This is a genomic window from Nocardioides daeguensis (genome assembly GCF_019192965.1).
GTDB classification, from domain to species: domain Bacteria; phylum Actinomycetota; class Actinomycetes; order Propionibacteriales; family Nocardioidaceae; genus Nocardioides; species Nocardioides daeguensis.
In genome coordinates, this window is the sequence record NZ_JAHTKU010000001.1 from 1 (window position 1) to 24,745 (window position 24,745).

General features: G+C 71.9%; 27 protein-coding genes. 3 read left to right on the top strand and 24 right to left on the bottom strand.

Annotation, left to right across the window (positions count from 1 at the left end; all coding sequences use genetic code 11):
- Positions 1-441: 441 nt before the first annotated feature.
- From argH to KU893_RS00095, 19 genes are all read right to left on the bottom strand, one after another.
- Complete coding sequence (gene argH / locus KU893_RS00005; protein ID WP_218232259.1) at positions 442-1,869, bottom strand: argininosuccinate lyase; 1,428 nt, start codon at positions 1,867-1,869, stop codon at positions 442-444.
- 21 nt (positions 1,870-1,890) lie between these two features.
- Positions 1,891-2,367: an NUDIX hydrolase gene (locus KU893_RS00010; RefSeq protein WP_218232260.1), complete on the bottom strand. Its 477-nt coding sequence runs from the start codon at positions 2,365-2,367 to the stop codon at positions 1,891-1,893.
- Positions 2,367-3,797, bottom strand: a complete 1,431-nt coding sequence (gene argG, locus KU893_RS00015) for an argininosuccinate synthase (protein ID WP_218232261.1) — start codon at positions 3,795-3,797, stop codon at positions 2,367-2,369. Before argG ends, KU893_RS00010 begins: the two co-directional genes overlap by 1 nt.
- Positions 3,794-4,324, bottom strand: a complete 531-nt coding sequence (locus KU893_RS00020) for an arginine repressor (RefSeq protein ID WP_218232262.1) — start codon at positions 4,322-4,324, stop codon at positions 3,794-3,796. The genes argG and KU893_RS00020 overlap by 4 nt, the downstream gene beginning before the upstream one ends.
- Before the next feature lie 66 nt (positions 4,325-4,390).
- Positions 4,391-5,320, bottom strand: a complete 930-nt coding sequence (argF, locus tag KU893_RS00025; RefSeq protein ID WP_218232263.1) for an ornithine carbamoyltransferase — start codon at positions 5,318-5,320, stop codon at positions 4,391-4,393.
- On the bottom strand, positions 5,317-6,477 hold the full coding sequence (locus tag KU893_RS00030; protein ID WP_218232456.1) for an acetylornithine transaminase: 1,161 nt from the start codon (positions 6,475-6,477) through the stop codon (positions 5,317-5,319). Before KU893_RS00030 ends, argF begins: the two co-directional genes overlap by 4 nt.
- Before the next feature lie 41 nt (positions 6,478-6,518).
- Positions 6,519-7,454 (bottom strand): acetylglutamate kinase, encoded by a 936-nt coding sequence (gene argB, locus KU893_RS00035; protein ID WP_218232264.1) that lies wholly within the window; start codon positions 7,452-7,454, stop codon positions 6,519-6,521.
- On the bottom strand, positions 7,451-8,611 hold the full coding sequence (gene argJ / locus KU893_RS00040) for a bifunctional glutamate N-acetyltransferase/amino-acid acetyltransferase ArgJ (RefSeq protein ID WP_218232265.1): 1,161 nt from the start codon (positions 8,609-8,611) through the stop codon (positions 7,451-7,453). Before argJ ends, argB begins: the two co-directional genes overlap by 4 nt.
- A 52-nt stretch (positions 8,612-8,663) precedes the next feature.
- Entirely contained in the window at positions 8,664-9,113 is a 450-nt protein-coding gene (locus tag KU893_RS23425) for an ACT domain-containing protein (protein WP_218232266.1), read from the bottom strand.
- On the bottom strand, positions 9,110-10,156 hold the full coding sequence (argC, locus tag KU893_RS00050) for an N-acetyl-gamma-glutamyl-phosphate reductase (protein WP_218232267.1): 1,047 nt from the start codon (positions 10,154-10,156) through the stop codon (positions 9,110-9,112). Before argC ends, KU893_RS23425 begins: the two co-directional genes overlap by 4 nt.
- Before the next feature lie 241 nt (positions 10,157-10,397).
- Complete coding sequence (gene pheT, locus KU893_RS00055; protein WP_218232268.1) at positions 10,398-12,875, bottom strand: phenylalanine--tRNA ligase subunit beta; 2,478 nt, start codon at positions 12,873-12,875, stop codon at positions 10,398-10,400.
- A gap of 1 nt (position 12,876) precedes the next feature.
- Positions 12,877-13,995 (bottom strand): phenylalanine--tRNA ligase subunit alpha, encoded by a 1,119-nt coding sequence (gene pheS / locus KU893_RS00060; RefSeq protein ID WP_218232269.1) that lies wholly within the window; start codon positions 13,993-13,995, stop codon positions 12,877-12,879.
- Between the two features lie 61 nt (positions 13,996-14,056).
- Complete coding sequence (locus KU893_RS00065; RefSeq protein ID WP_218232270.1) at positions 14,057-14,656, bottom strand: DinB family protein; 600 nt, start codon at positions 14,654-14,656, stop codon at positions 14,057-14,059.
- A 4-nt stretch (positions 14,657-14,660) separates the two neighbouring features.
- Positions 14,661-15,695, bottom strand: coding sequence for a sensor histidine kinase (locus tag KU893_RS00070; RefSeq protein ID WP_257440704.1), 1,035 nt, complete (start codon positions 15,693-15,695; stop codon positions 14,661-14,663).
- Complete coding sequence (locus tag KU893_RS00075) at positions 15,692-16,465, bottom strand: TrmH family RNA methyltransferase (protein ID WP_218232271.1); 774 nt, start codon at positions 16,463-16,465, stop codon at positions 15,692-15,694. The genes KU893_RS00070 and KU893_RS00075 overlap by 4 nt, the downstream gene beginning before the upstream one ends.
- 2 nt (positions 16,466-16,467) lie before the next feature.
- A complete protein-coding gene (rplT, locus tag KU893_RS00080) occupies positions 16,468-16,854 on the bottom strand; it encodes a 50S ribosomal protein L20 (RefSeq protein WP_141798554.1) in 387 nt (128 codons plus the stop codon).
- Between the two features lie 44 nt (positions 16,855-16,898).
- Positions 16,899-17,093 (bottom strand): 50S ribosomal protein L35, encoded by a 195-nt coding sequence (rpmI, locus tag KU893_RS00085; RefSeq protein WP_028654205.1) that lies wholly within the window; start codon positions 17,091-17,093, stop codon positions 16,899-16,901.
- 22 nt (positions 17,094-17,115) lie between these two features.
- Positions 17,116-17,835 carry a translation initiation factor IF-3 gene (gene infC / locus KU893_RS00090; protein ID WP_218232272.1) on the bottom strand — a complete coding sequence of 240 codons (720 nt, stop codon included), beginning with the start codon at positions 17,833-17,835 and terminating at the stop codon, positions 17,116-17,118.
- 242 nt (positions 17,836-18,077) lie between these two features.
- Positions 18,078-18,614 carry an SseB family protein gene (locus tag KU893_RS00095; RefSeq protein ID WP_218232273.1) on the bottom strand — a complete coding sequence of 179 codons (537 nt, stop codon included), beginning with the start codon at positions 18,612-18,614 and terminating at the stop codon, positions 18,078-18,080.
- Positions 18,615-18,648: 34 nt separating this feature from the next.
- Here KU893_RS00095 and KU893_RS00100 point away from each other — a divergent pair, with 34 nt between their 5' ends.
- Genes KU893_RS00100 through KU893_RS00110 form a run of 3 tightly spaced genes read left to right on the top strand, consistent with a single transcriptional unit; the run spans position 18,649 to position 21,345 of the window.
- Positions 18,649-19,899, top strand: coding sequence for an amino acid deaminase/aldolase (locus KU893_RS00100; protein WP_218232274.1), 1,251 nt, complete (start codon positions 18,649-18,651; stop codon positions 19,897-19,899).
- On the top strand, positions 19,877-20,431 hold the full coding sequence (locus tag KU893_RS00105; RefSeq protein ID WP_218232275.1) for a uridine kinase family protein: 555 nt from the start codon (positions 19,877-19,879) through the stop codon (positions 20,429-20,431). The genes KU893_RS00100 and KU893_RS00105 overlap by 23 nt, the downstream gene beginning before the upstream one ends.
- A gap of 26 nt (positions 20,432-20,457) precedes the next feature.
- Positions 20,458-21,345 (top strand): aldose 1-epimerase family protein, encoded by an 888-nt coding sequence (locus KU893_RS00110; RefSeq protein WP_218232276.1) that lies wholly within the window; start codon positions 20,458-20,460, stop codon positions 21,343-21,345.
- A 16-nt stretch (positions 21,346-21,361) separates the two neighbouring features.
- On the opposite strand, the gene KU893_RS00115 is transcribed toward KU893_RS00110, so the two are convergent.
- The 5 genes from KU893_RS00115 to KU893_RS00135 form a co-directional block, all read right to left on the bottom strand.
- Positions 21,362-21,826, bottom strand: a complete 465-nt coding sequence (locus KU893_RS00115) for a PH domain-containing protein (protein WP_218232277.1) — start codon at positions 21,824-21,826, stop codon at positions 21,362-21,364.
- Positions 21,826-22,668 carry an ATP phosphoribosyltransferase gene (gene hisG / locus KU893_RS00120; RefSeq protein ID WP_218232278.1) on the bottom strand — a complete coding sequence of 281 codons (843 nt, stop codon included), beginning with the start codon at positions 22,666-22,668 and terminating at the stop codon, positions 21,826-21,828. Before hisG ends, KU893_RS00115 begins: the two co-directional genes overlap by 1 nt.
- Before the next feature lie 12 nt (positions 22,669-22,680).
- Entirely contained in the window at positions 22,681-22,944 is a 264-nt protein-coding gene (locus KU893_RS00125) for a phosphoribosyl-ATP diphosphatase (protein WP_218232279.1), read from the bottom strand.
- Positions 22,945-23,009: 65 nt separating this feature from the next.
- The gene (gene ribH / locus KU893_RS00130; protein WP_218232280.1) at positions 23,010-23,498 is read right to left on the bottom strand and encodes a 6,7-dimethyl-8-ribityllumazine synthase; all 489 of its coding nucleotides are present in this window, start codon (positions 23,496-23,498) and stop codon (positions 23,010-23,012) included.
- Between the two features lies 1 nt (position 23,499).
- Positions 23,500-24,744 carry a bifunctional 3,4-dihydroxy-2-butanone-4-phosphate synthase/GTP cyclohydrolase II gene (locus KU893_RS00135; RefSeq protein WP_218232281.1) on the bottom strand — a complete coding sequence of 415 codons (1,245 nt, stop codon included), beginning with the start codon at positions 24,742-24,744 and terminating at the stop codon, positions 23,500-23,502.
- Position 24,745 lies beyond the last annotated feature (1 nt).

Genomic DNA, 24,745 nt, shown 5'->3' on the forward strand with positions numbered 1-24,745 from the left:
CGTTCGTCCTGAGCCAGGATCAAACTCTCCATAAGAAAATTCAAACCCAGCAACACGACCTGCTGACAAACTTGTCATCAGAATCATCATTGCCGAAAACACACATCCAACCATCAGACCATCAAAGACGGCCCACATGATCGATGCACACAAACGTCACAACAATCTATGCATGACACACTGTTGAGTTCTCAAACATCACACGCTCTCGCGCCTTGACCCTCGCGGGCCTCGGTCGCGGGGCAACCTGTGAAACCTTAGTGGTTCGCCCCCCGCTCGTCAACTCCGCTTCGCGGAGTCTCAGATCTGGATCTGAACCGTGTCGCGGACACACCGAATCCCTCTTGTTTGGGGCCTTGCCCCGGAGGTTTTCGCTGCGTTCCCCGCAACGAGAAGAACATTAACAGCACACGTCCCCCTCGTTGCAAATCGGGGTGCCCCTCAGTGCGCGGAGCGGGCCTCCAGAACGCGTTTGCGCAGGTCAGCGAGCTGTTCGGCCACCCGCACCGGAGCGGTGCCGCCCCGGCCGTCTCGCGAGGAGACCGATCCCTGGACCGTCAGGACCGTGCGGACCTCGGGGGTCAGGTGGGGCGAGATGGCCGCGAACTGCTCGTCGGTGAGCTCGTCGAGCTCGATGCCGAGTCCCTCGCACTCACGGACGCAGGCACCGGCGAGCTCGTGGGCGATCCGGAACGGGACGCCCTGCTTGACGAGCCACTCGGCGATGTCGGTGGCGAGCGAGAACCCCTGGGGGGCCAGCTCCCCCATCCGCCCGGTGTCGAAGACGAGGGTCGCGACCTGGCCGGTGAAGGCCGGCAGCAACACCTCGAGGGTGTCGACGGAGTCGAAGACCGGCTCCTTGTCCTCCTGCAGGTCGCGGTTGTAGGCGAGCGGGAGGGCCTTGAGCGTGGTGAGCAGACCGGTCAGGTTGCCGACGAGGCGGCCCGCCTTGCCGCGGGCCAGCTCGGAGATGTCGGGGTTCTTCTTCTGCGGCATGATGCTCGACCCCGTCGACCAGGAGTCGTGGAGTGTCGCGAACCCGAACTCCTTGGTCGCCCACAAGATGATCTCCTCGGCGATCCGGCTGACGTCGATCCCGATCTGCGCGGCGACGTAGGCGAACTCGGCGACGAAGTCACGCGACGCCGTACCGTCGATGGAGTTGGCGCTCGACCCGGTGAAGCCCAGCTCACGGGCGACCAGCTCGGGATCGAGGCCGAGGCTCTGGCCCGCCAGCGCCCCGGAGCCGTACGGCGAGTCGCCGGCGACCCGCCGGCGCCAGTCGCCGAGCCGGTCGACGTCGCGCAGCAGGGCCCAGGCGTGGGCGAGCAGGTGGTGCGAGAGCAGCACCGGCTGGGCGTGCTGGAGGTGGGTGCGGCCCGGCATGATCGCCGGTCCCCCGTCGACCGAGGTCAGGTGCTGCTCGGCCTGTCCGGCCAGGGCGTCGACCAGGTCGAGTACCAGGCCGCCGACCGTGACCGCGTGGTCGAGCAGGTAGCAGCGGAAGAGCGTCGCGATCTGGTCGTTGCGCGAGCGGCCCGCGCGCAGCTTTCCGCCGACGTCAGGGCCGACCTCCTCGATGAGGAGCCGCTCGAGGGCGCCATGGACGTCCTCGTCGGACGGATCGGGCTGGAGCGAGCCGTCCACGAACCGGGTCGCGAGCACGTCGAGTCCGCGGTGGAGCTCGGCCTCCTCGTCCGAGGTGAGCAGACCCGCCGCGCCGAGGGCCTTCGCGTGGGCGTGGGAGCCGGCGATGTCGTAGAGCCCGAGGCGCCAGTCGAAGTGGGTCGAGCGGGAGAGGGCGTCCAGCTCCGGCGACGGTCCGCCCTCGAAGCGTCCGCCCCACAGCTTGCCGGTGTTGGTGCTCATGTCGCTGTTCTTCCGTTCCTGTCAGTCCTGCCGGACGTGCGCGATGGCCGCCCGCATCTGGTCGATCAGCCGGGGATCGACCGCGCGGCCGTCCCGGTCGAGGTCGTCGGGCGTCCACCAGGCGGCGTCGAAGATCGACTGCGACTCCAGCAGGTCAAGGCCCGCGAAGCTGATCGGTCCTGCAGCCGTCTCGTCGAGTGCGACCGCGAAGAGCGTCGACTCGTTGACGTAGCGGCGCCCGTCCCACGAGAACTCCACCTCGAAGGTGCCGTAGGGCTCACCCAGCGCAGCGGGCGACACGACGACGCCGGTCTCCTCGCGCAGCTCGCGGGTCGCGGCCTCCGCGAGGGACTCCCCCGCGTCGGCGGCTCCCCCGACGGTGAACCAGTAGCGCACCTCCGGCAGCGCCGGGTCGCACCCGAGCAGCAGCAGGACCTTGCCCTCGCTGCTGACCGGGAGGACCCGGGCCACCGTGCGCCTCGTGGGCTCGTGGTGCATCAGTCCGTCCCGAGCTCCATCGCGACGTCCTCGAGGATGGCCTCGCCCTCGTCGCCACCGTCGGGGTTGGCGGTGATCTGCTCGTAGCCGCCGGCCGGGAGCTCGCCGAACAGGGTGCCGTGCTCGACCAGGACGGTGCCCTGGTCGAGCGGCTGGCCGGCGTACGCCTCGAGCTTGGCGCGCGAGTCGGCGATGTCGAGGTTGCGCATCGTGAGCTGGCCGATCCGGTCGGTCGGGCCGAAGGCGGCGTTCTCGACACGCTCCATGGACAGCTTCTCCGGGTGGTAGGAGAAGTTCTCGCCCTCGGTGCGCAGGATCGTGTAGTCGTCGCCGCGGCGCAGGCGCAGGGTGACGGTGCCGGTGACGAGCGAGGCGATCCAGCGCTGGATCGACTCGCGCAGCATCAGTGCCTGCGGGTCGAGCCAGCGACCCTCGTAGAGCAGGCGGCCGAGCTTGCGGCCCTCGACGTGGTAGTTGGCCAGGGTGTCCTCGTTGTGGATCGCGTTGAGCAGCCGCTCGTACGCCGCGAACAGCAGCGCCATGCCGGGCGCCTCGTAGATGCCGCGGGACTTGGCCTCGATGATCCGGTTCTCGATCTGATCGGACATCCCGAGACCGTGGCGGCCGCCGATGGTGTTGGCCTCGAGGACGAGGGCCACCGGGTCGTCGTACCGCTGGCCGTTGATGGCAACGGGACGACCGGCCTCGAAGGTGATCGCGACGTCCTCGGTCTCGATCGCGACCGTCGGGTCCCAGAACTTCACGCCCATGATCGGCTCGACGACCTCGAGCGAGACGTCGAGGTGCTCGAGCACCTTGGCCTCGTGGGTGGCGCCCCAGATGTTGGCGTCGGTGGAGTAGGCCTTCTCCGTGGAGTCGCGGTACGGCAGGCCGTGCTCGACCAGCCACTCGCTCATCTCGTGCCGGCCGCCGAGCTCCTCGACGAAGGCGGCGTCGAGCCACGGCTTGTAGATCCGCAGCTCCGGGTTGGCCATCAGTCCGTAGCGGTAGAACCGCTCGATGTCGTTGCCCTTGTAGGTCGAGCCGTCGCCCCAGATGTTGACGTCGTCGGCGTGCATCGCGCGGACCAGCATGGTGCCGGTGACCGCACGACCGAGAGGTGTGGTGTTGAAGTAGGCCTTGGCACCCGAGCGGATGTGGAAGGCACCGCAGGCCAGGGCCGCGAGGCCCTCCTCGACCAGCTGGGGCTTGATGTCGACAGCGCGGGCGATCTCGGCGCCGTACTGCTTCGCACGCGCGGCGACGCCCGCGATGTCGGGCTCGTCGGGCTGACCGATGTCGGCGGTGTAGGTGCACGGGATCGCGCCCCTGTCACGCATCCACGCCACCGCGACGGAGGTGTCGAGGCCGCCGGAGAAGGCGATACCGACGCGCTCTCCCTGGGGAAGGGAGGTCAGGACCTTGCTCAACTGTGTGCATCCTTTCGGGTGTCGCCCTCGGCGAGTGCGGTGAACTTGTGGGCCAGGGTGTCTCCCCCGGCGGGGTCGCGCCCGATCACGAGCACAGTGTCGTCGCCGGCGATGGTGCCGAGCACGTCGGCGAGCTCGACCTTGTCGATCGCGCTCGCTAGGAACTGCGCCGCACCCGGTGGGGTGCGCAGCACGACCAGGTTGGCGCTGGCCTCGGCGCTGACCAGCAGCTCGGAGGCCAGGCGGGACAGCCGGTGTTGCGACGCCGCGCTCTCCACCGCGACCGGCGCACGGTTGCCGCCCTCGGCGGGGACGGCGTAGACGAGCGTGCCGCTCGCCGAGCGGACCTTGACCGCGTCGAGCTCGACCAGGTCGCGGCTCAGCGTGGCCTGGGTGACGTGCACGCCCCGTGCGCCCAGCAGGTCGGCGAGCTCGGGCTGCGAGCGCACCTCGCGGCTCTCCAGCAGCTCGACGACGATCGCCTGGCGGGCGCTCTTCGTCATCGGGGTCAGGGCGTGCTCGCTCATCCGGGGGCTCCGACGAGCTGTTCGGGCGAGCGCGGCGCAGGAGAGGGACGCGGTGGGGTGGTCATGTCAGGCCCGGGCCTTCTCCTGGAGCCAGGTCAGGATCGCCTTCTGGGCGTGGCGGCGGTTCTCGGCCTCGTCCCACACGACGCTCTGCGGGCCGTCGAGGACCTCCGCGGCGATCTCCATGCCGCGGTAGGCCGGCAGGCAGTGCATCACGACGGCGTCGGGCCGCGCCGCGGCCAGGAGCTCGGGCGTGAGCGACCACGGGCCGAAGACCTCGCGCCGTTCGGACGCCTCGTCCTCCTTGCCCATCGAGACCCAGGTGTCGGTGATGACGATGTCGGCGCCGTCGACGGCGGCGCGTGGGTCGGCCACCGCGGTGGCGGAGCCACCCGTGGCGGAGCCGATCTCGTTGGCACGCGCGAACATCGCCTCGGCGGGGACGTAGCCGTCGGGGCCGCTGATCCGCACGTGCATACCGGCCGTCGCGCCGGCGAGCAGCCAGGAGTTGCCCATGTTGCAGGCCCCGTCGCCCAGGAAGACGGCGGTCAGGCCGGCAAGCTCGCCCTTGTGCTCGCGGACCGTGAGCAGGTCGGCGAGCAGCTGGCAGGGGTGGAAGTCGTCGGTCAGCGCGTTGACGACCGGGACCCCGGCGTACGCCGCCATCTCGTCGAGGCTGGCCTGCGCGTAGGTGCGCCACACGATCTGCGAGGCCTGCCGCCCGAGCACGCGGGCGACGTCGGCGACGGACTCCCGCTTGCCGATCCCGGCGAGCGTGCCGTCGACGAGCATCGGGTGGCCGCCGAGCTCGGCGATGCCGGCCGCGAACGACGCCTGGGTGCGCAGCGTCGGCTTGTCGAAGATCATCGCGACGGTGCGCGGGCCGGCCAGCGGCTGGTGGCCGTAGGGATCGGCCTTCAGGGTGACGGCGAGGTCGAGGACCTCGGCCTGCTCGGCCGGTGTCAGGTCGTCGTCACGCAGGAACGAGCGGATCACGGGGCGACTCCTGCCGGGTCGAAGGCATGGTCGAGGATGGCGGGCCAGGCCGCGGCGAACGCCTCGACGTCGGCGTCGGTGAGGTTGAGTGGCGGCGCCATCCGGACCCGCTCCGCAGTCGCGGCGTTGAGCAGGAAGCCGGCGTCCTGGGCGGCCGTGACGACCTCGGCGGCGCGCGGCTCGGCGAGGGTCAGCCCGACGAGGAGGCCCGCACCCCGGGTCTCGACGACGCGGGCGTCGGCGCCGGCGGCGGCGCGGAGCTTCGCGCCCTGGGCGCTCGCGTGGGCGAGGAGGTCCTCCTCGGCGATGACGTCGAGGACGGCGAGGGCAGCCGCCGCGGCGACCGGGTTGCCGCCGAAGGTGGTGCCGTGGTTGCCCGGGTCGAAGAGCTTGCCTGCGCCGTGGGTGGCCAGGCACGCGCCGATCGGGATGCCGCCCGCGAGACCCTTCGCGAGCGTCACGATGTCGGGCACGACGGGTGCGTCGACCAGCGCCGGGTTCTGGTGGGCGAACCAGGTGCCGGTGCGGCCGACGCCGGTCTGGATCTCGTCGAGCCAGAGCAGCGCGCCGTTCTCGTGGGCGATCCGCTGGGCGCTCGGCAGGTAGTCGCGGGGCGGCACGATGACCCCCGCCTCCCCCTGGATCGGCTCGACCAGCACCGCCGCGGTGTCCCGGTCGACAGCAGCCTCGAGCGCGGCCACGTCGCCGTAGGGGACGAAGACGACGTCGCCGGGCAGCGGCTCGAAGGGCTCGCGGTAGGCGAGCTTGGAGGTCAGCGCGAGCGCACCCATGGTGCGGCCGTGGAATGAGCCCTCGGTGGCGACGATCTTCGTGCGGCCGGTGCGCCGGGTCAGCTTGAACGCGGCCTCGTTGGCCTCGGCGCCGGAGTTGGTGAAGAACACCCGCGCCTCGGTGCCGAGGAGGCCCACGAGCCGCTCGGCGAGCCTGATCTGCGGCCCGCTGGCGAAGAAGTTCGAGATGTGGCCGAGGGTCTCCAACTGCTCGGTGACGGCGGCGACCAGCCGGGGGTGGCCGTGGCCGAGGGCGTTGACGGCGATGCCGCCGAGCAGGTCGACGTACTCGCGGCCGTCGGCGTCCCACACGTGCGCGCCCTGGCCACGGACCAGCACGGTCTTGGGTGAGCCGAAGGTGTTCATGAGCACGCCGGTGTAGCGCTCGGTCCAAGCGGCATTGGTCGTCACTTCGACACCTCCCTTGCCTTGCGGGTCTTGGTGGTGACGCCGGGCAGCACCTGGGTGCCGACGCCCTCGTCGGTGAAGAGCTCGAGGAGCACGGCATGGGCCTGACGCCCGTCGACGACGGTCGCGCGCTTCACGCCGTTGCGCACGGCCTGCAGGCAGGCGCCCATCTTCGGGATCATGCCGCTGGCCAGCGACGGGAGGATCTCCTCCAGCGCCTCCGGGCTGATCTCGCCGATGACCTCCTCGGGGTCCGGCCAGTCGAGGTAGAGCCCCTCGACGTCGGTGAGGACGAGCAGCTTCTCGGCGCCGAGCGCGGCGGCCAGCGAGGCGGCAGCCGAGTCGGCGTTGACGTTGTGGACAACGCCGTCGATGTCGGGCGCGACGCTGGACACGACGGGGATCCGGCCGGCCTCGATCAGGTCGAGGACCGCCTCGGGCCGGACCTGGGCGACCTCGCCGACCAGGCCGAGGTCGACCTCCTCGCCGTCGACGACGGTGCCGGTCTGCTCGGCGGTGAACAGTCCGGCGTCCTCGCCGGACAGGCCGACCGCGAGCGGGCCGTGCTCGTTGATCAGGCCGACCAGCTCGCGCTGGACCTGGCCGACGAGGACCATCCGGACGACGTCCATCGCCTCGGGCGTGGTCACGCGCAGGCCGCCGCGGAACTCCGACTCGATGCCGAGCCGGTCGAGCATCGTGGAGATCTGCGGACCACCGCCGTGCACCACGACGGGGCGGAAGCCGGCGAAGCGGAGGAACGCGATGTCCTCGGCGAAGGCGCGCTTGAGGGTGTCGTCGGTCATCGCGTTGCCGCCGTACTTGATGACGACGATCTTGCCGTGGTACGCCTTCAACCACGGCAGCGCACCGGCGAGGGTGTGGGCCTTGAACTGGTCGGGCTTGCCGGCCTCGTGGGTCTGGTCGTCGCTCATGAGGAGTACGCGCTGTTCTCGTGGACGTAGGCGAGGGTCAGGTCGTTGGTCCAGACCGTCGCCTCGGCGTCACCGGCCTTGAGGTCGATGGTGACGGTGACCTTCCGGCCGGACAGGTCGACGAGCGACGGGTCCTCGGCGGGGGTGCTGTTGCGGCACACCCACACGCCGTTCATCGCGACGTCGAGGTCCGCCGGGTCGAACGCGGCCCGCGTCGTACCGACGGAGGCCAGGACCCGCCCCCAGTTGGGGTCCTTGCCGAAGACGGCGGCCTTGAACAGGTTGCTCCGGGCCACACTGCGACCGACCTCGACCGCGTCGTCCTCGGAGGCGGCCCCCCGGGTGGTGATCGCGATCTCGTGGTCGGCGCCCTCGGCGTCGGCGAGCAGCTGGACCGCCAGCGAGCGGCAGACCTCGGTGAGGGCGGCGGTGAAGTCGGACAGGCTCGGCGTCACGCCGGAGGCGCCGCTGGCCATCAGGGTGACCGTGTCGTTGGTCGACTGGCACCCGTCGGAGTCGAGCCGGTCGAAGCTGACCCGGGTCGCGGCGCGCAGGGCGGCGTCGAGGTCGGCCGCGGGCACGACGGCATCGGTCGTGATGACGACGAGCATCGTCGCGAGCGCGGGGGCGAGCATGCCGGCGCCCTTGGCCATGCCGCCGATCGACCAGCCGGCGTCGTCGGGGCCGTGCACGACGACCTGCTTGCTGACCGTGTCGGTGGTCATGATGGCCTCGGCCGCGTCGTTGCCGCCGTCGGCGGAGAGCTGCGCGTGGAGGGTGCCGACCCCGTCGAGCAGGGTCTGCCGGTCGTTGACCAGGCCGATCAGGCCGGTGGAGCAGACCACGACGTCACCGGCGGCGATGCCGACGAGCTCGCCGACCTTCTCGGCGACCTGGTGGGTGGTCTGGAAGCCCTCGGGGCCGGTGTAGCAGTTGGCGCCGCCGGAGTTGAGGACGACTGCGCGCACGACGCCGTCCTTGACGACCTGCTCGCTCCACAGGACGGGGTTGGCCTTGCAGCGGTTGCTGGTGAAGACCGAGGCGGAGTCGAACGTGGGGCCCTGGTTGACGACGAGGGCGAAGTCCTTCTTGCCGGACGGCTTCAGGCCGATCGCGGCGCCGGCGGCGACGAAGCCGGCGGGGTGGGTGACGCTCATGGGTTCACGACTTTCTCGGTGGTCGAGGTGCGAGCTTGCGAGCCTCGAAACCTCAGGCAGGGACGGCGGGGGCGACGGTGTGCCCCGATCGTCGCCAGGCCTCCTCGGCCTTGTCCGCCATCCCGGTCGGCACCAGGATCCAGTCGGTGTCGAACGTGGAGAGCGTGAAGACCGGGATCTCGGCCTGTGCCAGCGGGGTCAGCAGCGCGACCAGGACGCCGACGGCGGTCAACTCGAGCGCGCCGTCGACACAGAACGCGGTGAACGGCTTGTGGTGGCGCGCCTTCTTCGGCACGCTGCGCCCGGCACACACCAGCGAGGTCTCGTTGGCCGTCGCGGTGATCGAGAAGACCGAGGAGGACTCGGCCCACAGCGGGATCTCGGCACCGGCGGCGAGGCGGACGACGGCCAGCGTCTCCGGGTAGCGGGACAGGGAGTACGTCTGCGGCTCGGGCTGCTCGGTGTTCTCGGGCTGCTCGGTGTGCTCGGTGTGCTCGGTCACGGGGCCAGTCCTACGGTGCTCAGGCCCGTGGTCTCGTCGAGACCGAGGGCGAGGTTCATGCACTGCACGGCGGCGCCGGCGGTGCCCTTGGCGAGGTTGTCGATAGCGCCGACGGCGACCAGCCTCCCGGCTGCCTCGTCGGCGGCGACCTGGAGATGCACGGCGTTGGAGCCGAGCACCGCCTGGGTCTGCGGCCACTGCCCGGCGGGCAGGACGTGGACGAACGGCTCGTCGGCGTACGCCTTCACGTAGGCGGCGCGTGCCTCCTCGGCGCTGACCGGGGCGGCCAGCGGCGCCGAGCAGGTGGCGAGGATGCCCCGCGACATGGGGACGAGCAGCGGCGTGAAGCTCACCTTGACCTCGGCGGGCGTGAGCCGGCCCAGGTTCTGGGTGATCTCGGGGGTGTGCCGGTGGACGCCGCCGACGCCGTAGGCGCTGGCGTTGCCCATCACCTCGCTGCCGAGCAGGTGGGTCTTGGCGGCCTTGCCGGCGCCGCTCGTACCGGAGGCGGCCACGACCACCACGTCGGGAACGACGAGGCCGGCGGCGACGGCCGGGGCCAGGGCCAGGGAGGAGATCGTCGGGTAGCAGCCGGGGACGGCGACCCGCCGGGCGCCGCGGAGGGCGTCACGGTTGCCGGGGAGCTCGGGCAGGCCGTAGGGCCAGGTGCCGGCGTGGGCGCTGCCGTAGAACTGCTCCCAGGCGGCTGCGTCCTCCAGCCGGAAGTCGGCTCCGCAGTCGACGACCACGACCCGGTCGTCCCGGGAGGACAGCTCCTCGGCGAGCGCACCGGACTGGCCGTGCGGCAGACCAAGGAAGACGACGTCGTGGCCGGCGAGCACCTCGGCGGTGGTCGGCTCGAGCACCCGGTCGGCGAGCGGAAGCAGGTGGGGCTGCAGCGCGCCGAGGCGCTCCCCCGCGTTGCTGCCCGCGGTGACCGCACCGATCTCGACGCCGGGGTGGCCGAGCAGCAGCCGCAGCACCTCACCCCCGGCGTATCCGCTGGCGCCGGCGACGGCGACCCTCACCTTGCTCATTTGCATGAACATACAGGGTCGTGCATGAAACCGCCACGGCGACCCGCTGAAACCGGAGTGAAAGCGGTGCCGGGCACGCTCGGCGCCATGAACGACATCCTCCACCCTCCCACAGCGGGACGCGACCTCGCGGTCGATGCCAGCGGCCTCGTGAAGTCCTTCGGAGACTTCCGCGCCGTCGACGGCATCGACCTGCAGGTCGCCCGCGGCGAGGTCTTCGGCGTGCTCGGCCCGGACCTCCCGGGACTCAGCGTTGCACCGCTCCCGTCAGCGCCGCGGCACGGGCGACCGCGGCGTCGCGGGCGGCGCCGGTCTCGGCCTCGGTGAGGGTGCGGTCGGGAGCGCGGAAGCGCAGCGCGAACGCGAGCGACTTCTGGCCCTCGTCGATCTGCTCGCCGGTGTAGACGTCGAACAGCCGGATCGACTCCAGCAGGTCACCGGCCCCCTCCCGCAGCGCGGCCTCGACCGCTGCCACGGTGACACTGGCGTCGACGACGAGCGCCACGTCCTCCTTGGCGAGGGGCATCGTCGAGAACTCCGGGCCGGGGACGACCTCGGTGGCGGCCGCCATCATCGCGTCCAGGTCGAGCTCGACGGCGGCGCTGCGGGCGGGCAGGCCGTAGGCACGGCACACGTTGGGGTGGAGCTCGCCGGCGTGCCCGATCTCGACGCCGTCGATGCTGATCAGCGCGCAGCGGCCGGGGTGCCACGGCATCCGGGCGGCGGAGGCGACCTCGACGGTGACACCGAGGTCGGCCGCGAGGCGTCGTACGACGGCCAGCGCGTCGGTCCAGCCGGCGTCGGTGCCGGCGCCCCACCAGCCCGCGCGGCGCCGCTCGCCCGCGAGGACGACGGCGAGGTGCTGGGGCTGCACGGGCAGGGCCTCGATCAGCTTCTCGAGCTCCGCCTCCGAGGGACGGGTGTGGACGCCGTAGATGGGCGCCGGGCCGTTGTCGGCCGGGAAGGCGACGGTGCCGGTCTCGAAGAGCGCGACACCCGGAGCGCCACGACCGACGTTGCGGGACGCGGCGTCGAGAAGCCCGGGCAGCAGCGTGGTCGTGTAGGCCGGCTCCTCGCTCGAGAGCGGGTTGGCGAGCCCGACGGTGGTCCGCAGCGGGTCGTCGGCCGGCAGGCCGAGCTTGTCGAAGGTCGCCTCGCCGACGAACGGGAAGCTGACCACCTCGACCAGGCCGGCGCCGGCGAGGGTCCGTCCGATCCGGCGGCGCAGCCGCTGGGTGCGGGTCAGGCCGCGCCCCGTCGCGCGCCGCGGCAGCACGCTGGGCACCTGGTCGTAGCCGACGATCCGGACGACCTCCTCGACCAGGTCGTAGGGGTCGTTGATGTCGGGACGCCAGGTCGGCGGGACGACCTCGAGGGTCTCGGCGTCCCGCTCGGTCACGGTCGCACCGATCGCCCGGAGGCTCTCCACGGTCGTCATCGCGGTGATGTCGATGCCGCTGAGCCGCGCGGGCAGGTCGGTGGCGATGGTGATCGCGTGCCGCTCGGGGGCGGTGCCGACCAGCGTGTAGCCGGGCTCCGCGGTCGCTCCGCCGTGCTCGACGAGCAGCTCGACGACGCGGTCGGCGGCGATGCCGGGCAGCAGCGGGTCGACACCGCGCTCGTTGCGCTTGCCGGCCTCGGAGGTCAGCTTGTGGCGCTTGCCGGTGCGGAACATCGAGACGGCGTCCCAGTGCGCTGCCTCGATGAGGATGCGCGTGGTGGTCTCGGACATCTCGGTGGTCGCGCCACCCATCACGCCGGCCAGGCCGATCGGACCGGAGTCGTCGGTGATGACGAGGTCCTCGACCGACAGCTCGCGGACGACGTCGTCGAGGGTGGTGAGCTTCTCGCCGTCGCGGGCACGACGGACGCCGAGCGCACCGGCGACCTTGTCGGCGTCGTACCCGTGGATCGGCTGACCGAGCTCGAGCATGACGTAGTTGGTGACGTCGACGGCCAGCGAGATCGAGCGCATGCCGGCCTGCTCGACGCGGCGCTTGATGAACTCCGGCGTCGGGGCGGTCGGGTCGAAGCCGCTGACCAGGCGCGCGGCGAACACCGGGCAGCCGGACGGGTCGTCGACGACGACCTCCCAGGCCTTGCCGTCGACGGCGGGGAGCTCGCGCTCGGCGGGGTCGGCGAACGGGACGCCGAAGCCGAGCGCCGCCTCGCGGGCGACGCCGCGCACGGACAGGGCGTAGGCGCGGTCCGGGTTGATCTCGAACTCGATGACCTCGTCGTCGAGGCCGAGCAGCGCGAACACGTCGTCGCCGGGCTGACCGGCGTCCGGCGGCAGCACGATGATGCCGTCGTGGTCCTCGCCCAGGCCGAGCTCGCGAGCCGAGCAGATCATGCCCGCCGAGACGTGGCCGTAGGTCTTGCGCGCCGAGATCTCGAAGCCGCCGGGCAGCACGCCGCCCGGGAGCACGACGACGACGAGGTCGCCGGGGCCGAAGTTGTGGGCGCCGCAGATGATGCCCTGGGGCTCGCCGGTGCCGTTGGCCTCGCCGACGTCGACGGTGCACCAGTTGATGACCTTGCCGTTCTTCTGCGGCTCCTTGTCCTGCGTCAGGACGCGGCCGATGACGAGCGGGCCGGTGATGTCAGCGGCCTGGATCGCCTCGAGCTTGAGGCCGAGCGCGGTGAGCCGGTCGGTCAGCACCTCGGTGGTGACGTGCTCGGGCAGTTCGACGAGCTCCCGGATCCAAGAGACAGGGGCCAACATGTCAGAGCTCGCTTCCGAACGCAGTGGTGAAGCGCACGTCGCCCTCGAACAGGGTGCGCAGGTCCTCGAGGCCGTGCCGGAACATCAGGGTCCGGTCGATGCCCATGCCGAACGCGAAGCCGGAGTAGCGCTCGGAGTCGACGCCGCATGCCTGGAGCACGCGCGGGTTGACGATGCCGCAACCGCCCCACTCGATCCAGCCCTCACCGCGACACGTGCGGCACTGGCCGGTGTCGTCGTGTCCGACGCCGCGGCACACGAAACAGATGAGATCGACCTCGGCCGACGGCTCGGTGAAGGGGAAGTACGACGGCCGGAAGCGGGTCGTGATGCCCTCGCCGAACATCTGGGTGGCGAAGTGGTCGAGGGTGCCCTTGAGGTGGGCCATGGAGATGCCCTCGTCGATGGCGAGACCCTCGACCTGGTGGAACATCGGCGAGTGCGTGGCGTCGTACTCGTCGGTGCGGAACACGCGACCGGGGCACACGACGTAGATCGGGGCTCCGTCGCTGACGCCGCGGGTCAGCATGGTCCGCGCCTGCACCGGGCTGGTGTGGGTGCGCAGCACGACGTGGTGGTCGGCCGGCTCGGTCCAGAACGTGTCCTGCATGGTGCGGGCCGGGTGGTCCGGGCCCAGGTTGAGGGCGTCGAAGTTGAGCCACTCGGCCTCGATGACCGGGCCCTCGGCGACCTCCCAGCCCATCGCGACGAAGATGTCGGCGATCAGCTCGGCACCCGTGGTGAGGGGGTGGCGGCCACCGACCGGGTCGTGGTCGGTGGGCAGCGTGACGTCGACGGCCTCCTCGACGAGGATGCGCGCCTCGTGCTCCGCCTCGAGCACCTCCTGGCGCGCGGCGAGCGCCTTGCTCACGGCGCCGCGGGCCTGGCCGACGCGCTGGCCGGCCTCCTTGCGGGCCTGGGGAGGCAGCGCGCCGATCTCGCGGTTGGCGAGGGCGAGCGGGGAGCGGTCGCCGGCGTGGTCGGTGCGCACCGCCTTGAGCTGCTCCAGGTCGGTGGCGGCGGCGATCGCGGCCAGGGCGGCGTCGCGCGCCGCTTCGAGCTCGGCAGGGCTCACGGCGGCGACCTCCACGGGGTCGTAGTCAGTGTTCGGGCCAGACATATCGGCGCCAGTCTAGGAACCCGGGCCGCGCACCGGCGAACCGGTATTCGCCCGGTGGTCGCTACGCGGGGAACTGCTCGGCGATCGCGGTCAACCGGGCGACGTACGACGGCCAGTCGACGCCGTCCGGGACGTTGGTCACCGCGGGCCGCAGCCCGGCCGCTCCGTCGAGCTGCTCACGGAGGATGTCGAGCTGGCCGGCATGGCGGTGGAGGTCGCTCATGACATGGACGGCGATGGAGTGCAGCGTCGTCTGCGCGCCCTCCGCGGGCCACCACGGCACGCGTCCGGGGGTGTCGAGCGGGAGCTCGGTGAGGGCGTCGTCGACGAAGGCCCCGACCCGGCCGTAGAACGCGACCAGCTCGGTGGCCGGGATCTGCGCGGGCACGACCCAGTCCGCCTGCGGATCGGTGTCGTAGGTGTCGAGCGGGATGACTGCGGGATGGTCGGGCTCGGGCCAGGTCCGGCCGAAGGTGGGACCGAAGTAGCCGATCTCGACGTTGGCGCAGTGCAGCACCGTGCCGAGGAACGAGGTGCCGGTGGGGGTGCGGGGCAGCCGCAGCTGCCGCTCCCCCAGCCCTTCGAGCTTCCAGAGCAGCGCCTCGCGCGCGGCCCGGAGGTAGTGGCGGAGCACCTCGGCGGGCTGGTCGGCCTCGGTCATGGGGTCATGCTGCCACGGTCCGCGCGACCGGCCAGGTCGTGACGATCCGCGCGCCCCCGCCCGGACGGTCGTCGACCACGATGGTGCCGCCGTGGGCCCGGACCAGGCCGCGGACGATGTAGAGGCCGAGCCCGGAGCCGCCGCCGGTGCCTTCGGTCCAGAACTTCGTGAAGATGCGCTGGCGCAGCTCGGGCGCGATGCCGGCGCCCTCGTCGGTGACGGTGACGGCGAGGTGGTCGTCGTCCTCGCGCCAGCGCCCGACGTGGACGCGAACCGTGCCGTTGCCGTGGCGCACGGCGTTCTCGACGACGTTGGTGAGGACCTGCATCACCTTGTCGGGATCGGCGTCGACCGGCGGCAGGTCGGGCTCGACCTCGAGCTCGACCGGCGTGGACGTGACGACCGTGATCGAGCGGTGGACCAGCTCGGCCTTGCGGCTCAGATCGGTGGGCCGGCGGTGCAGCTGCAGCCGGCCGGTGTCGATCCGGGCGACGTCGAGCAGCTCGGTGATCAGCCGACTGAGCCGGTCGGCGTCGGCGCTCGCGGTGGTCAGCATGAGCTGCTTCTGCTCGTCGCTGAGCTTGTCCCACCGGTTGAGGAGCGCCTGGACGAAGCCCTTGACACCGGTCAGCGGCGAGCGCAGCTCGTGGGCGAGGGTGGCGACCAGGTCGGAGCGGTCGCGGTCGAGCCGGGCCCGGCCGCGTCCCGAGCGCAGGGCGACGGCGACCGCGGTGACCGGCCCGTTGCGGACCTCGCGGTGCACGCGCGCGGCAACCAGCACCTCGGTGCCGTCGGGCAGCAGCCAGGACTGCTCGGGGACGCCGCTGCGGGTGGACAGCCCGCGGTACGGCACGTTGGCGTCGGTCCAGGTCCGGGCGTCGTGGTCGGTGAGGGCGAGCACCTCGCCGAGCGGACGCCCGACGGCATCGGCCGGGGCGGTGCCGAGCATCGCGGCCGCGGCGGCGTTGACGGCGCTGACCCGGCCGTCGGCGTCGGCGACGACGACGCCGTCCGGGAGCAGGTCGAGGGGGTCGGTCACTGCGCCATCATGGCGCGCGTGCTGGCGTAGAGACAGACCGCAGCGGCCGTGGCGAGGTTGAGCGACTCGGCTGCGCCGAGGATCGGGATCCGCACCCGGTGGTCGGCCAGCGCCGCGAGCTCCTCGGGCAGGCCCCAGGCCTCGTTGCCGAACAGCCAGGCAGTGGGTCGCGTGAGGAGCTCGTCGGCCTCGAACAGGTCGACCTCCCCGCCGCCGTCGGCGGCCAGGACCGTGAGACCGGCCTCCTGGGCCCGGCGTACGGCGGACGCGGGGTCCCGCTCGACGACCACCGGCAGGTGGAACAGGCTGCCGACGGTGGCCCGGACCGTCTTCGGGTTGTAGGGGTCGACCGAGTCGCCGGCAAGGACCACGGCGCTCGCGCCGGCGGCGTCGCTGGTGCGGATCACGGTGCCGGCGTTGCCGGGGTCGCGCACGTCGGCGCAGATCGACAGCAGCCGCGGCCTCGGCGGCAGCTCACCACGGAGGAACCGGCACACGGCCACGAGGCCGGCCGGGTTGACGCTGTCGCTGAGACCGCTCATCGCGCGGTCGTCGACCAGGGTCAGGGGCATGGCGCCGAGCAGCTCGGCGTGCTCGGCGGCGGCGGTGGGCGTCGCGAAGACCTCGACGACGCAGCCGGGCACCGCGAGGGCGCCCTCGACGGCCTTCGGGCCGTCGGCAAGGAAACACCGCCGCTCGGAACGAACCGAGCGGCGGTGCAGCTTGCGTGCTTCCTTGACGCGAGTGTTGCCCGCGGTCAGAGGAGTCATGCTCAGGCAGAGACCTTGGGCGCGTTGACGTCCTCGGGCAGCGCGGCCTTGGCCTGCGCCACGAGCGCCGCGAAGGCGGGCGCGTCGTTGACGGCGAGGTCGGCGAGGATCTTGCGGTCGACCTCGATGCCGGCCAGGTTCAGGCCCTGGATGAAGCGGTTGTAGGTCAGACCCTCGGCGCGGGCAGCCGCGTTGATGCGCTGGATCCACAGGCGACGGAAGTTGCCCTTGTTCTTCTTCCGGTCGTTGTAGCTGTAGACCAGGGAGTGGGTGACCTGCTCCTTGGCCTTGCGGTACAGCCGCGAACGCTGGCCGCGGTAGCCGCTCGCCCGGTCCAGGGTGGTACGACGCTTCTTCGCCGCGTTCACTGCGCGCTTGACGCGTGCCATCTTCTTACTCCTTGTTGCTTAGTTCAGGGGCGGAGGACGGCCGGTCAGAGACCGAGCATCTTCTTCGCGCGCGGGACGTCGTTCTTGGCGACCTCGACCGTGCCGGTGAGGCGACGGGTGACCTTGGAGGCCTTCTTCTCGAGGTTGTGGCGCTTGCCGGCCTTCTCCCGCAGGATCTTGCCGCTGCCCGTGACCTTGAACCGCTTGCTGGCACCGGAGTGCGTCTTGTTCTTCGGCATTTTCAACTCCTATTTCGAGGTCTCAGGCGTCGATCTCGGGGTCGAGGTTCTCGGAGCGACCCCGCTCCTTCTTCTGGGCGGCCGGCTTCTGAGCGACCCGCTCGGCCTGGGCCGCGGCGTCGGCTGCCGCCTCCGCCTCGCGCTCGGCGCGACGCTCTTCCTTGGCGGCCTTCACCTCGGCCTTGGCCTCGGCCTTCTTCTTGTGCGGGCCGATGACCATCGTCATGTTGCGGCCGTCCTGCTTGGGGTTGGACTCCACGAAGCCCAGCTCCTGGACGTCCTCGGCCAGCTTCTGCAGCAGCCGGTAGCCCAGCTCGGGGCGGTGCTGCTCGCGGCCGCGGAACATGATCGTGATCTTGACCTTGTCGCCGGCCTTGAGGAAGCGAACGACGTGACCCTTCTTGGTCTCGTAGTCGTGCGCGTCGATCTTCGGCCGGAGCTTCATCTCCTTGATGATGACGTTGGTCTGGTTCCGTCGCGCCTCACGGGCCTTCTGGGCGTTCTCGTACTTGAACTTCCCGTAGTCCATGAGCTTGCAGACAGGGGGCTTGCCCATCGGCGCGATCTCCACCAGGTCCAGGTCGGCCTCCTGCGCGAGCTTGAGGGCCTGGTCGGTGGGGACGATGCCGACGGTCTCGCCGTTGGGTCCCACGAGACGGACCTCGGGAACCCGGATCCGGTCGTTGATGCGCAGCTCGGTGCTGATGTGTCCTCCAAACTCGGTGTGTCGGGAGGTCTTCAAGCCCTGCAAATGAGAAGAGGCTCCCGCTGGTACAAGCGGAAGCCAGTCACGGGCCCTGGGGCTCCGGCTTCGTCGCACGACGCAGCCGGCAGGGCTTTTCACGGACCGGACCCGACGACCTCGCGGCCGCCTGGGTGGGAGACGATGGTGCTGGTCCCCGCTTGTGGATCTGTCACCACCTGCTTGCGCAGGCATGACGGATCGGTCAACGCCCGATGCTATCGCGTTTGTTCCGTGGCGGCCTAATCCTGGTCGTCGGCGGCGCCGAGCCAGGCCCAGTCGCCGTCCTCGAGCCGGACGGGGGTCCAGCGGGCGGCGACCCGGTGGAGGTCGTCGTCGGCGAGGACGAAGGTGTGCGGTCCGGCGACGTCGACCACGAGGGCGTGGGCGCCCTCCTGGACGGCGGTGGCGGCGGCCAGGTGGGCCGCGACGGGGACCGGGCGGGCCTGCGGGTCCCAGGCGGCCAGCGACGCGAGGTCGGTGAACGCGAGCAGGGCGAGCCGGCCGTCGGCACCGGTGAGCAGGACGGCAGCCATGTCGCTCGACTTGTCGCGGGCCAGGCCGTCCTCGCCGATCTCGGCCTCGCCGAGGATCGCGACGACGGGCACCAGCAGCCGGGCGGGGGCGAGCACCGCGAGCACCTCGGGGTACGACGCCGAGCCGGCGTCGTACGCGCTCAGGGCGGCGGCCAGCGCCGCGTCCGCGGAGCCGTCGTCGTCGACGTACTCCGAGCCCTGGAGGCGGCGGGCGTCGGGACGCTCGTTCGGCGATGCGGTCACCGAAGGATCATCCCACCCGTGGAACGATGACCGGATGCAGCACCACCCCTCCGCGTCGTCGTCGATCGCGCGCAACCAGCTGGCCGCGCGCCTGCGGGAGGCCGTGGCTGCCTGGCCCGAGCCCCTGTCCACCCCGGTGCTCGTCGTCGACGTCGACGCGTTCGACGCCAATGCGACCGACCTGGCCCGCCGGGCCGCGACGAAGCCGATCCGGGTCGCGTCGAAGTCGATCCGGGTGCCGGCGCTGGTGAGCCGCGCGCTGGCGGCCGACGGCTTCGCCGGGGTGCTGGCCTACACGCTCGCGGAGGCGCTGTGGCTGGCCGAGCAGGACCTCAGTGACGACGTCGTGGTCGCCTACCCGAGCGTCGACCGGGCCGCGCTCGCCGCGCTGGTCGCCTCGCCGCGCGCCGCGTCGCGGATCACGATCATGGTCGACGACGTCGCCCACCTCGACCTCGTCGACAGCCTGCGGGCCTCGACGGCCGTCCCGGTCCGGGTCGCGCTCGACGTCGACGCCGGGCTGCGCTGGGCCGGACAGATGGTCGGCCCCAAGCGCTCACCGCTCTACGACGTCGGCACGGTGACCTCGCTCGCCCGGACCGTCGTCGACCGGCCCGGCTTCCACCTGGTCGGCGTGATGACCTACGAGGGGCAGGTGGCCGGCGTACCCGACGCGGTGCCGCACCAGCGCGCGCGGTCGGCGGTCGTGCGAAGGCTCAAGCAGCTCTCGGTGGCCCAGCTCGAGGTCCGTCGTACGGCGATCGGGGAGGCGCTCGACGCGCTGCGGGGGTACGGCGACTTCACGGGCCTCGAGTTCTGGAACGCCGGCGGCTCCGGCTCCATCGAGTCCTCGGCCGCCGATCCGGTCGTGACGGAGGTGACCGCGGGCTCGGGCCTGCTGGCCCCGACGCTGTTCGACCACTACCGGTCCTTCTCCCCCACCCCGGCGGCGTTCTTCGGCCTGCCCGTGACCCGGCGCCCGGCGGCCGACGTCGCGACCGTGCACGGCGGTGGGCTGATCGCGTCCGGCCCCACCGGGGCGGACCGGGCGCCGACGCCATGGGCGCCGGCCGGGCTCAGCCTGACCGGGCTCGAGGGTGCGGGCGAGGTGCAGACCCCGCTCGTCGGCACCAACGCCGGATCCCTCGCGATCGGCGACCTGGTGTGGTTCCGGCACGCCAAGTCGGGCGAGCCGTTCGAGCACGGTCGCAGCGTGCTGCTCCTGCAGGGCGAGCGGTTCGTCGAGGAGGTCCCGACCTACCGTGGACACGGCCTCGCCTTCTGAGCTCCCCGCACAGGTCCTCGCCGCGGCGCTCTCCCGGCCGCCGACGCTGGGGGCGGGTCGGCTGATCTGCGTCGACGGGCTCGCCGGCTCGGGCAAGACCACTCTCGCCCGCGCGCTGGCCGCGCTCGCGCCCGAGGCCGTCGTGCTCGGCACCGACGAGATGCTCGAGGGCTGGCGCGGCCTGCCCGGTCTCGGCGCGTCCGTCGAGGCGCTGCTGCGGCCGCTCGCCGCCGGGCGGCCCGGACAGTGGCGGCGCTGGGACTGGTACGCCGAGCGCTGGGACGGCACGTCCACGGTCGCGCCCGGGCCGCTGCTCGTGCTCGAGGGCGTCGGCAGCGCCGCGGCGTCGTACGCCGACCTGGTGACGTTCGCGGTGTGGGTGGAGGCCGACCTCGACGTCCGGCTCGCGCGGTGGCTTGCCCGGGACGGCGAGCAGATGCGGCCGCACTGGGACGCTTGGCTGGCCGACGAGGAGGCGCTGCACGCGCGGGAGGGGACGCGGGAGCGGGCCGACCTGGTCGTGCGGACCTGAGCGGACTCCTCACTAGGCTCGGCGCCGTGACCCCACCGACCGGCGAACAGCACGTCCTGTCCTCCCACGGCTACCGCGCCGTCGTCACCCAGGGCAGCGGGGCGCTGCGCTCGCTGACCTACGACGGCCGCGCGCTCGTCGACGGGTTCGCGCAGGACGCGATGCCGTCGGGCGGGCGGGGGCAGCTGCTGGTGCCGTGGCCGAACCGGATCCGGGACGGGCGCTACCACTTCGGGGGGACGACCCACCAGCTCGCGCTGACCGAGCCGAAGCGGGGCAACGCGTCGCACGGGCTGGTGCGATGGGCCTCGTGGACCCTGGCGTCCCGGGCGGAGGACCGGGTCGAGCTGTCGTACTTCCTGCCGGCGCAGACGGGCTACCCGTGGGCGCTGGCGCTGACGACGACCTATGCGCTGGGCATAGACGGGCTGACCGTGACCCAGGCGGCGACGAACCTGGCGGCGACGGCCGCGCCGTACGCGTCGGGGGCGCACCCCTACCTGCTCGCCGGGCCCGGGCCGTGCGACGCCTGGACGGTCGAGCTGGACGCGGCGACGGTGCTGGAGGTCGATCCGCAGCGGCTGCTGCCGACCGGGCGGGCGTCGGCCGCGGGCCTGGTGACCTCACCGCTCGGCGACACGGTGCTCAACCACGCTGTCACCGACCTGGCGCGCGACGCCGACGGTAGGGCGGGCGTGACGCTGCGCGCCGGTGACACGGGCGTCGCGCTGTGGGTCGACGAGCAGCACCGGTGGCTGCAGCTCTACACCGGCGACGACACCCCGACACCGCGGGTGAGCGTCGCGGTCGAGCCGATGACCGCTCCGCCGGACGCGTTCAACTCCGGCGAGGACCTGGTGGTGCTGGAGCCCGGGGCGTCGTACGCCGCCTCGTGGGGCATCCGCGCGGTGTAGCGGGCCTCGGTCTCGCTCAGCGCTGGTGGGCGGCCACCACCGCGCGCAGCTCCCGGATCGCGGTGGCGGCGCGGGCACCGTCGGAGGCGTGGATGCCGAGCAGGGAGATCCGCTCGTCCTCCCCCTGGTCGAGGTGCGGCCACGGGGCGCCCTGCGGGAACCGGACGGTGCCGACCTCGGCCCAGGTGAGCCGGCGGGTGCGGTAGCCGTTGACGACGGTGAGGCCGTCCTCGCGGGCGACGACCCGCGAGCGGGCCAGGCCGTTGAGCAGCACCAGGCCGAGTCCGATGAAGAAGACCACCGTGACCTTCTCCAGATCGTTGACCGCGGCCTTGGTCTCGTCGTCGAAGTTCACCCAGAGCCAGGCGAAGGCGCCCACGAGGATCACCGCGAAGACCGCGGCGGCCATCCGCGGGCCGAACGGCCGCCAGGTCCGCGGCAGGGCGGGCACGGGCGGCTGCTCGGTGCTGGGATCGGGCATCAGAGCCGGCAGGCGTGGATGTCGGTGGTGAGGATCGCCCGAGCGCCGAGGGCGAACAGCTCGTCCATCACCCGCTGCGCGCTGGCCCGCTGCACCATCGAGCGGACGGCGACCCAGCCCTCTCGATGAAGCGGGCTGACGGTGGGGCTCTCGATGCCGGGGGTCAGGGCGATGGCCTGCTCGACCTTCTCGGCACGGATGTCGTAGTCCATCATCACGTACGCCCGGGCCACCAGGACGCCCTGCAGGCGCCGGGTGAAGACCTCGAGCGCGCGCTCGTCGGCGTCCTCGCGGGTGATCATGACGCCCTCGGACTCGAGGATCACCTCGCCGAAGACCTCCAGGCCGGCGGCACGCAGGGTGGAGCCGGTCTCGACGACGTCGGCGATCACGTCGGCCACGCCGAGCTGGATGCTGGTCTCGACCGCGCCGTCGAGGCGCACGACCGTGGCCTCGATGCCCCGCTCGGCGAGGTAGCGCTTGACCACGCCGTCGTACGACGTCGCGATCCGCATGCCGGCGAGGTCCTCGACCTTCTCGGCGGTGCCGGGACGGGCCGCGAAGCGGAACTTCGAGCGGCCGAACCCGAGCTGGAGCGACTCGGCTGCCGTGGAGTGCGAGTCGAGGAGCAGGTCGCGGCCCGTGATGCCGGCGTCGAGCGTGCCCTCGCCGACGTACAGCGCGATGTCGCGCGGGCGCAGGTAGAAGAACTCGACCTCGTTGTCGGGGTCGATCTTGGTGAGCTGCTTGGAGTCCGAGCGCTGGGCGTAGCCAGCCTCGCGGAGCATGCCCGAGGCAGCCTCGGACAGGGCGCCCTTGTTGGGGACGGCGATCTTCAGCATGGGAGAGATTCCTCAGAGGTGGGTGTAGACGTCCTCGAGCGAGAGTCCGCTCGCGATCATGAGGACCTGGGCGTGGTACAGCAGCTGGCTGATCTCCAGCGCGGTGGCGTCCTTGCCCTCGTGCTCAGCGGCCATCCAGGACTCAGCGGCCTCCTCGATCAGCTTCTTGCCGATCGCATGGACGCCGGCGTCGAGCTGCCGGACGGTGCCGGACCCCTCGGGCCGCGTCTGTGCCTTCTCGCTGAGCTCTGCGAACAGCTCGTCGAACGTCTTCACGGGAGGTCAGCCTACGGCGTGGCCGGGAACCCCCCGGCGCCGGTCTCACCTCGGGGCCGAGCGGGTCAGCCCGTGTAGCCGCGGGAGCGGAGCTTCTTCAAGGTGGCGGCGGTCTGCAGGGCCGCCGAGGCCGCCTCGTAGCCCTTGTCCTCGCGGGATCCCTCGAGTCCGGCGCGGTCGAGGGCCTGCGACTCGTCGTCGCAGGTGAGCACACCGAACCCGATCGGGGTGTGGTGGTCGAGCGAGACCCGGGTGAGGCCGTCGGTGGCGGCGCCGCAGACGTACTCGAAGTGCGGCGTACCGCCCCGGATGACGACACCGAGCGCGATCACGGCGTCGTACGACGGCGCGAGGGCTGCCGCGGTGACGGGCAGCTCGAAGGTGCCCGGGACCCGGACGACGACGGGGGCCTCGACCAGGTGGTCGGCGAAGGCCCGCTGGGCGCCGGCGATGAGGCCGTCCATGACCTCGGTGTGCCAGCTCGCCGCGACCACCGCGACCCGCAGGTCGTGGCAGTCGGTGGGGGCGATGTCGGGGGCGCCGTGTCCGGCCATGTCAGTTGACTCCTTCGAGGTCGAGGTCGAGGTCGGGCAGGTCGTGGCCCATCCGGTCCCGCTTGGTCAGCAGGTAGGCCAGGTTGTGGCCGTTGGGGTGCGGCGTGAGCGGCACCCGCTCGCTGACGGTGATGCCGTAGTCCTCGAGCGAGGTGACCTTGTCGGGGTTGTTGGTCAGCAGCCGGACCTCAAAGACGCCGAGGTCCTTGAGGATCTGGGTGGCCGCGCCGTAGTGCCGGGCGTCGGCGGGCAGGCCGAGGTCGAGGTTGGCGTCGACGGTGTCACGTCCGCCGTCCTGCAGCTGGTAGGCCTGCAGCTTGGCGACCAGGCCGATCCCGCGGCCCTCGTGGCCGCGCAGGTAGACCACGACGCCGCGGCCCTCCGCGACGATGCGGTCCATCGCCTCGTTGAGCTGGGGGCCGCAGTCGCAGCGGCTGGAGCCGAAGACGTCGCCGGTCAGGCACTCCGAGTGCACCCGGGTGAGCACCGGGCCGCCCTCGGCGAGAGCGGCCGGGTCGCCGTAGACGAGCGCGACGTGCTCGCTGCCGTCGACGGTGATCGTGTAGCCGATGGCGGTGAAGTCGCCGTGGCTGGTGGGCAACCTGGTCTCGGCCTCGCGCACGACGTGGGTCTCGACGCGGCGGCGGTAGCGGACCAGGTCCTCGATCGAGATCATCGCCAGGCCGTGCTCGTCGGCGAACGCGCGCAACTCCGGGGCACGCTTCATGGTGCCGTCGTCGTTGACGACCTCGACCAGCACACCGGTCGGGGTCAGGCCGGCGAGCCGGCACAGGTCGACGGCCGCCTCGGTGTGGCCGCGGCGCACCAGCACGCCGCCCTCGCGGTAGCGCAGCGGGAACACGTGCCCCGGCCGGGTCAGCTCCCACGGCTCGGTCGCGGAGTCGGCGAGCACCCGCACGGTGTGGGCGCGGTCGGCGGCCGAGATGCCGGTGCTGACACCGTCGCGGGCATCGACCGAGATCGTGTAGGCCGTGCGGTAGGCGTCCTTGTTGTGGGGGGTCATCAGCGGGATCTCGAGCCGGTCGAGCATCGCGCCCGGCATCGGGGCGCAGATGACGCCGCTGGAGTAGCGGATCGTGAAGGCCATCAGCTCGGGCGTCGCCTTGCTGGCGGCGAAGATGATGTCGCCCTCGTTCTCGCGGTCCTCGTCGTCGACGACCACGACGGCCCTGCCCGCCGCGATGTCGGCGATCGCGCGCTCGACCGGGTCCAGTCGCACCGACATG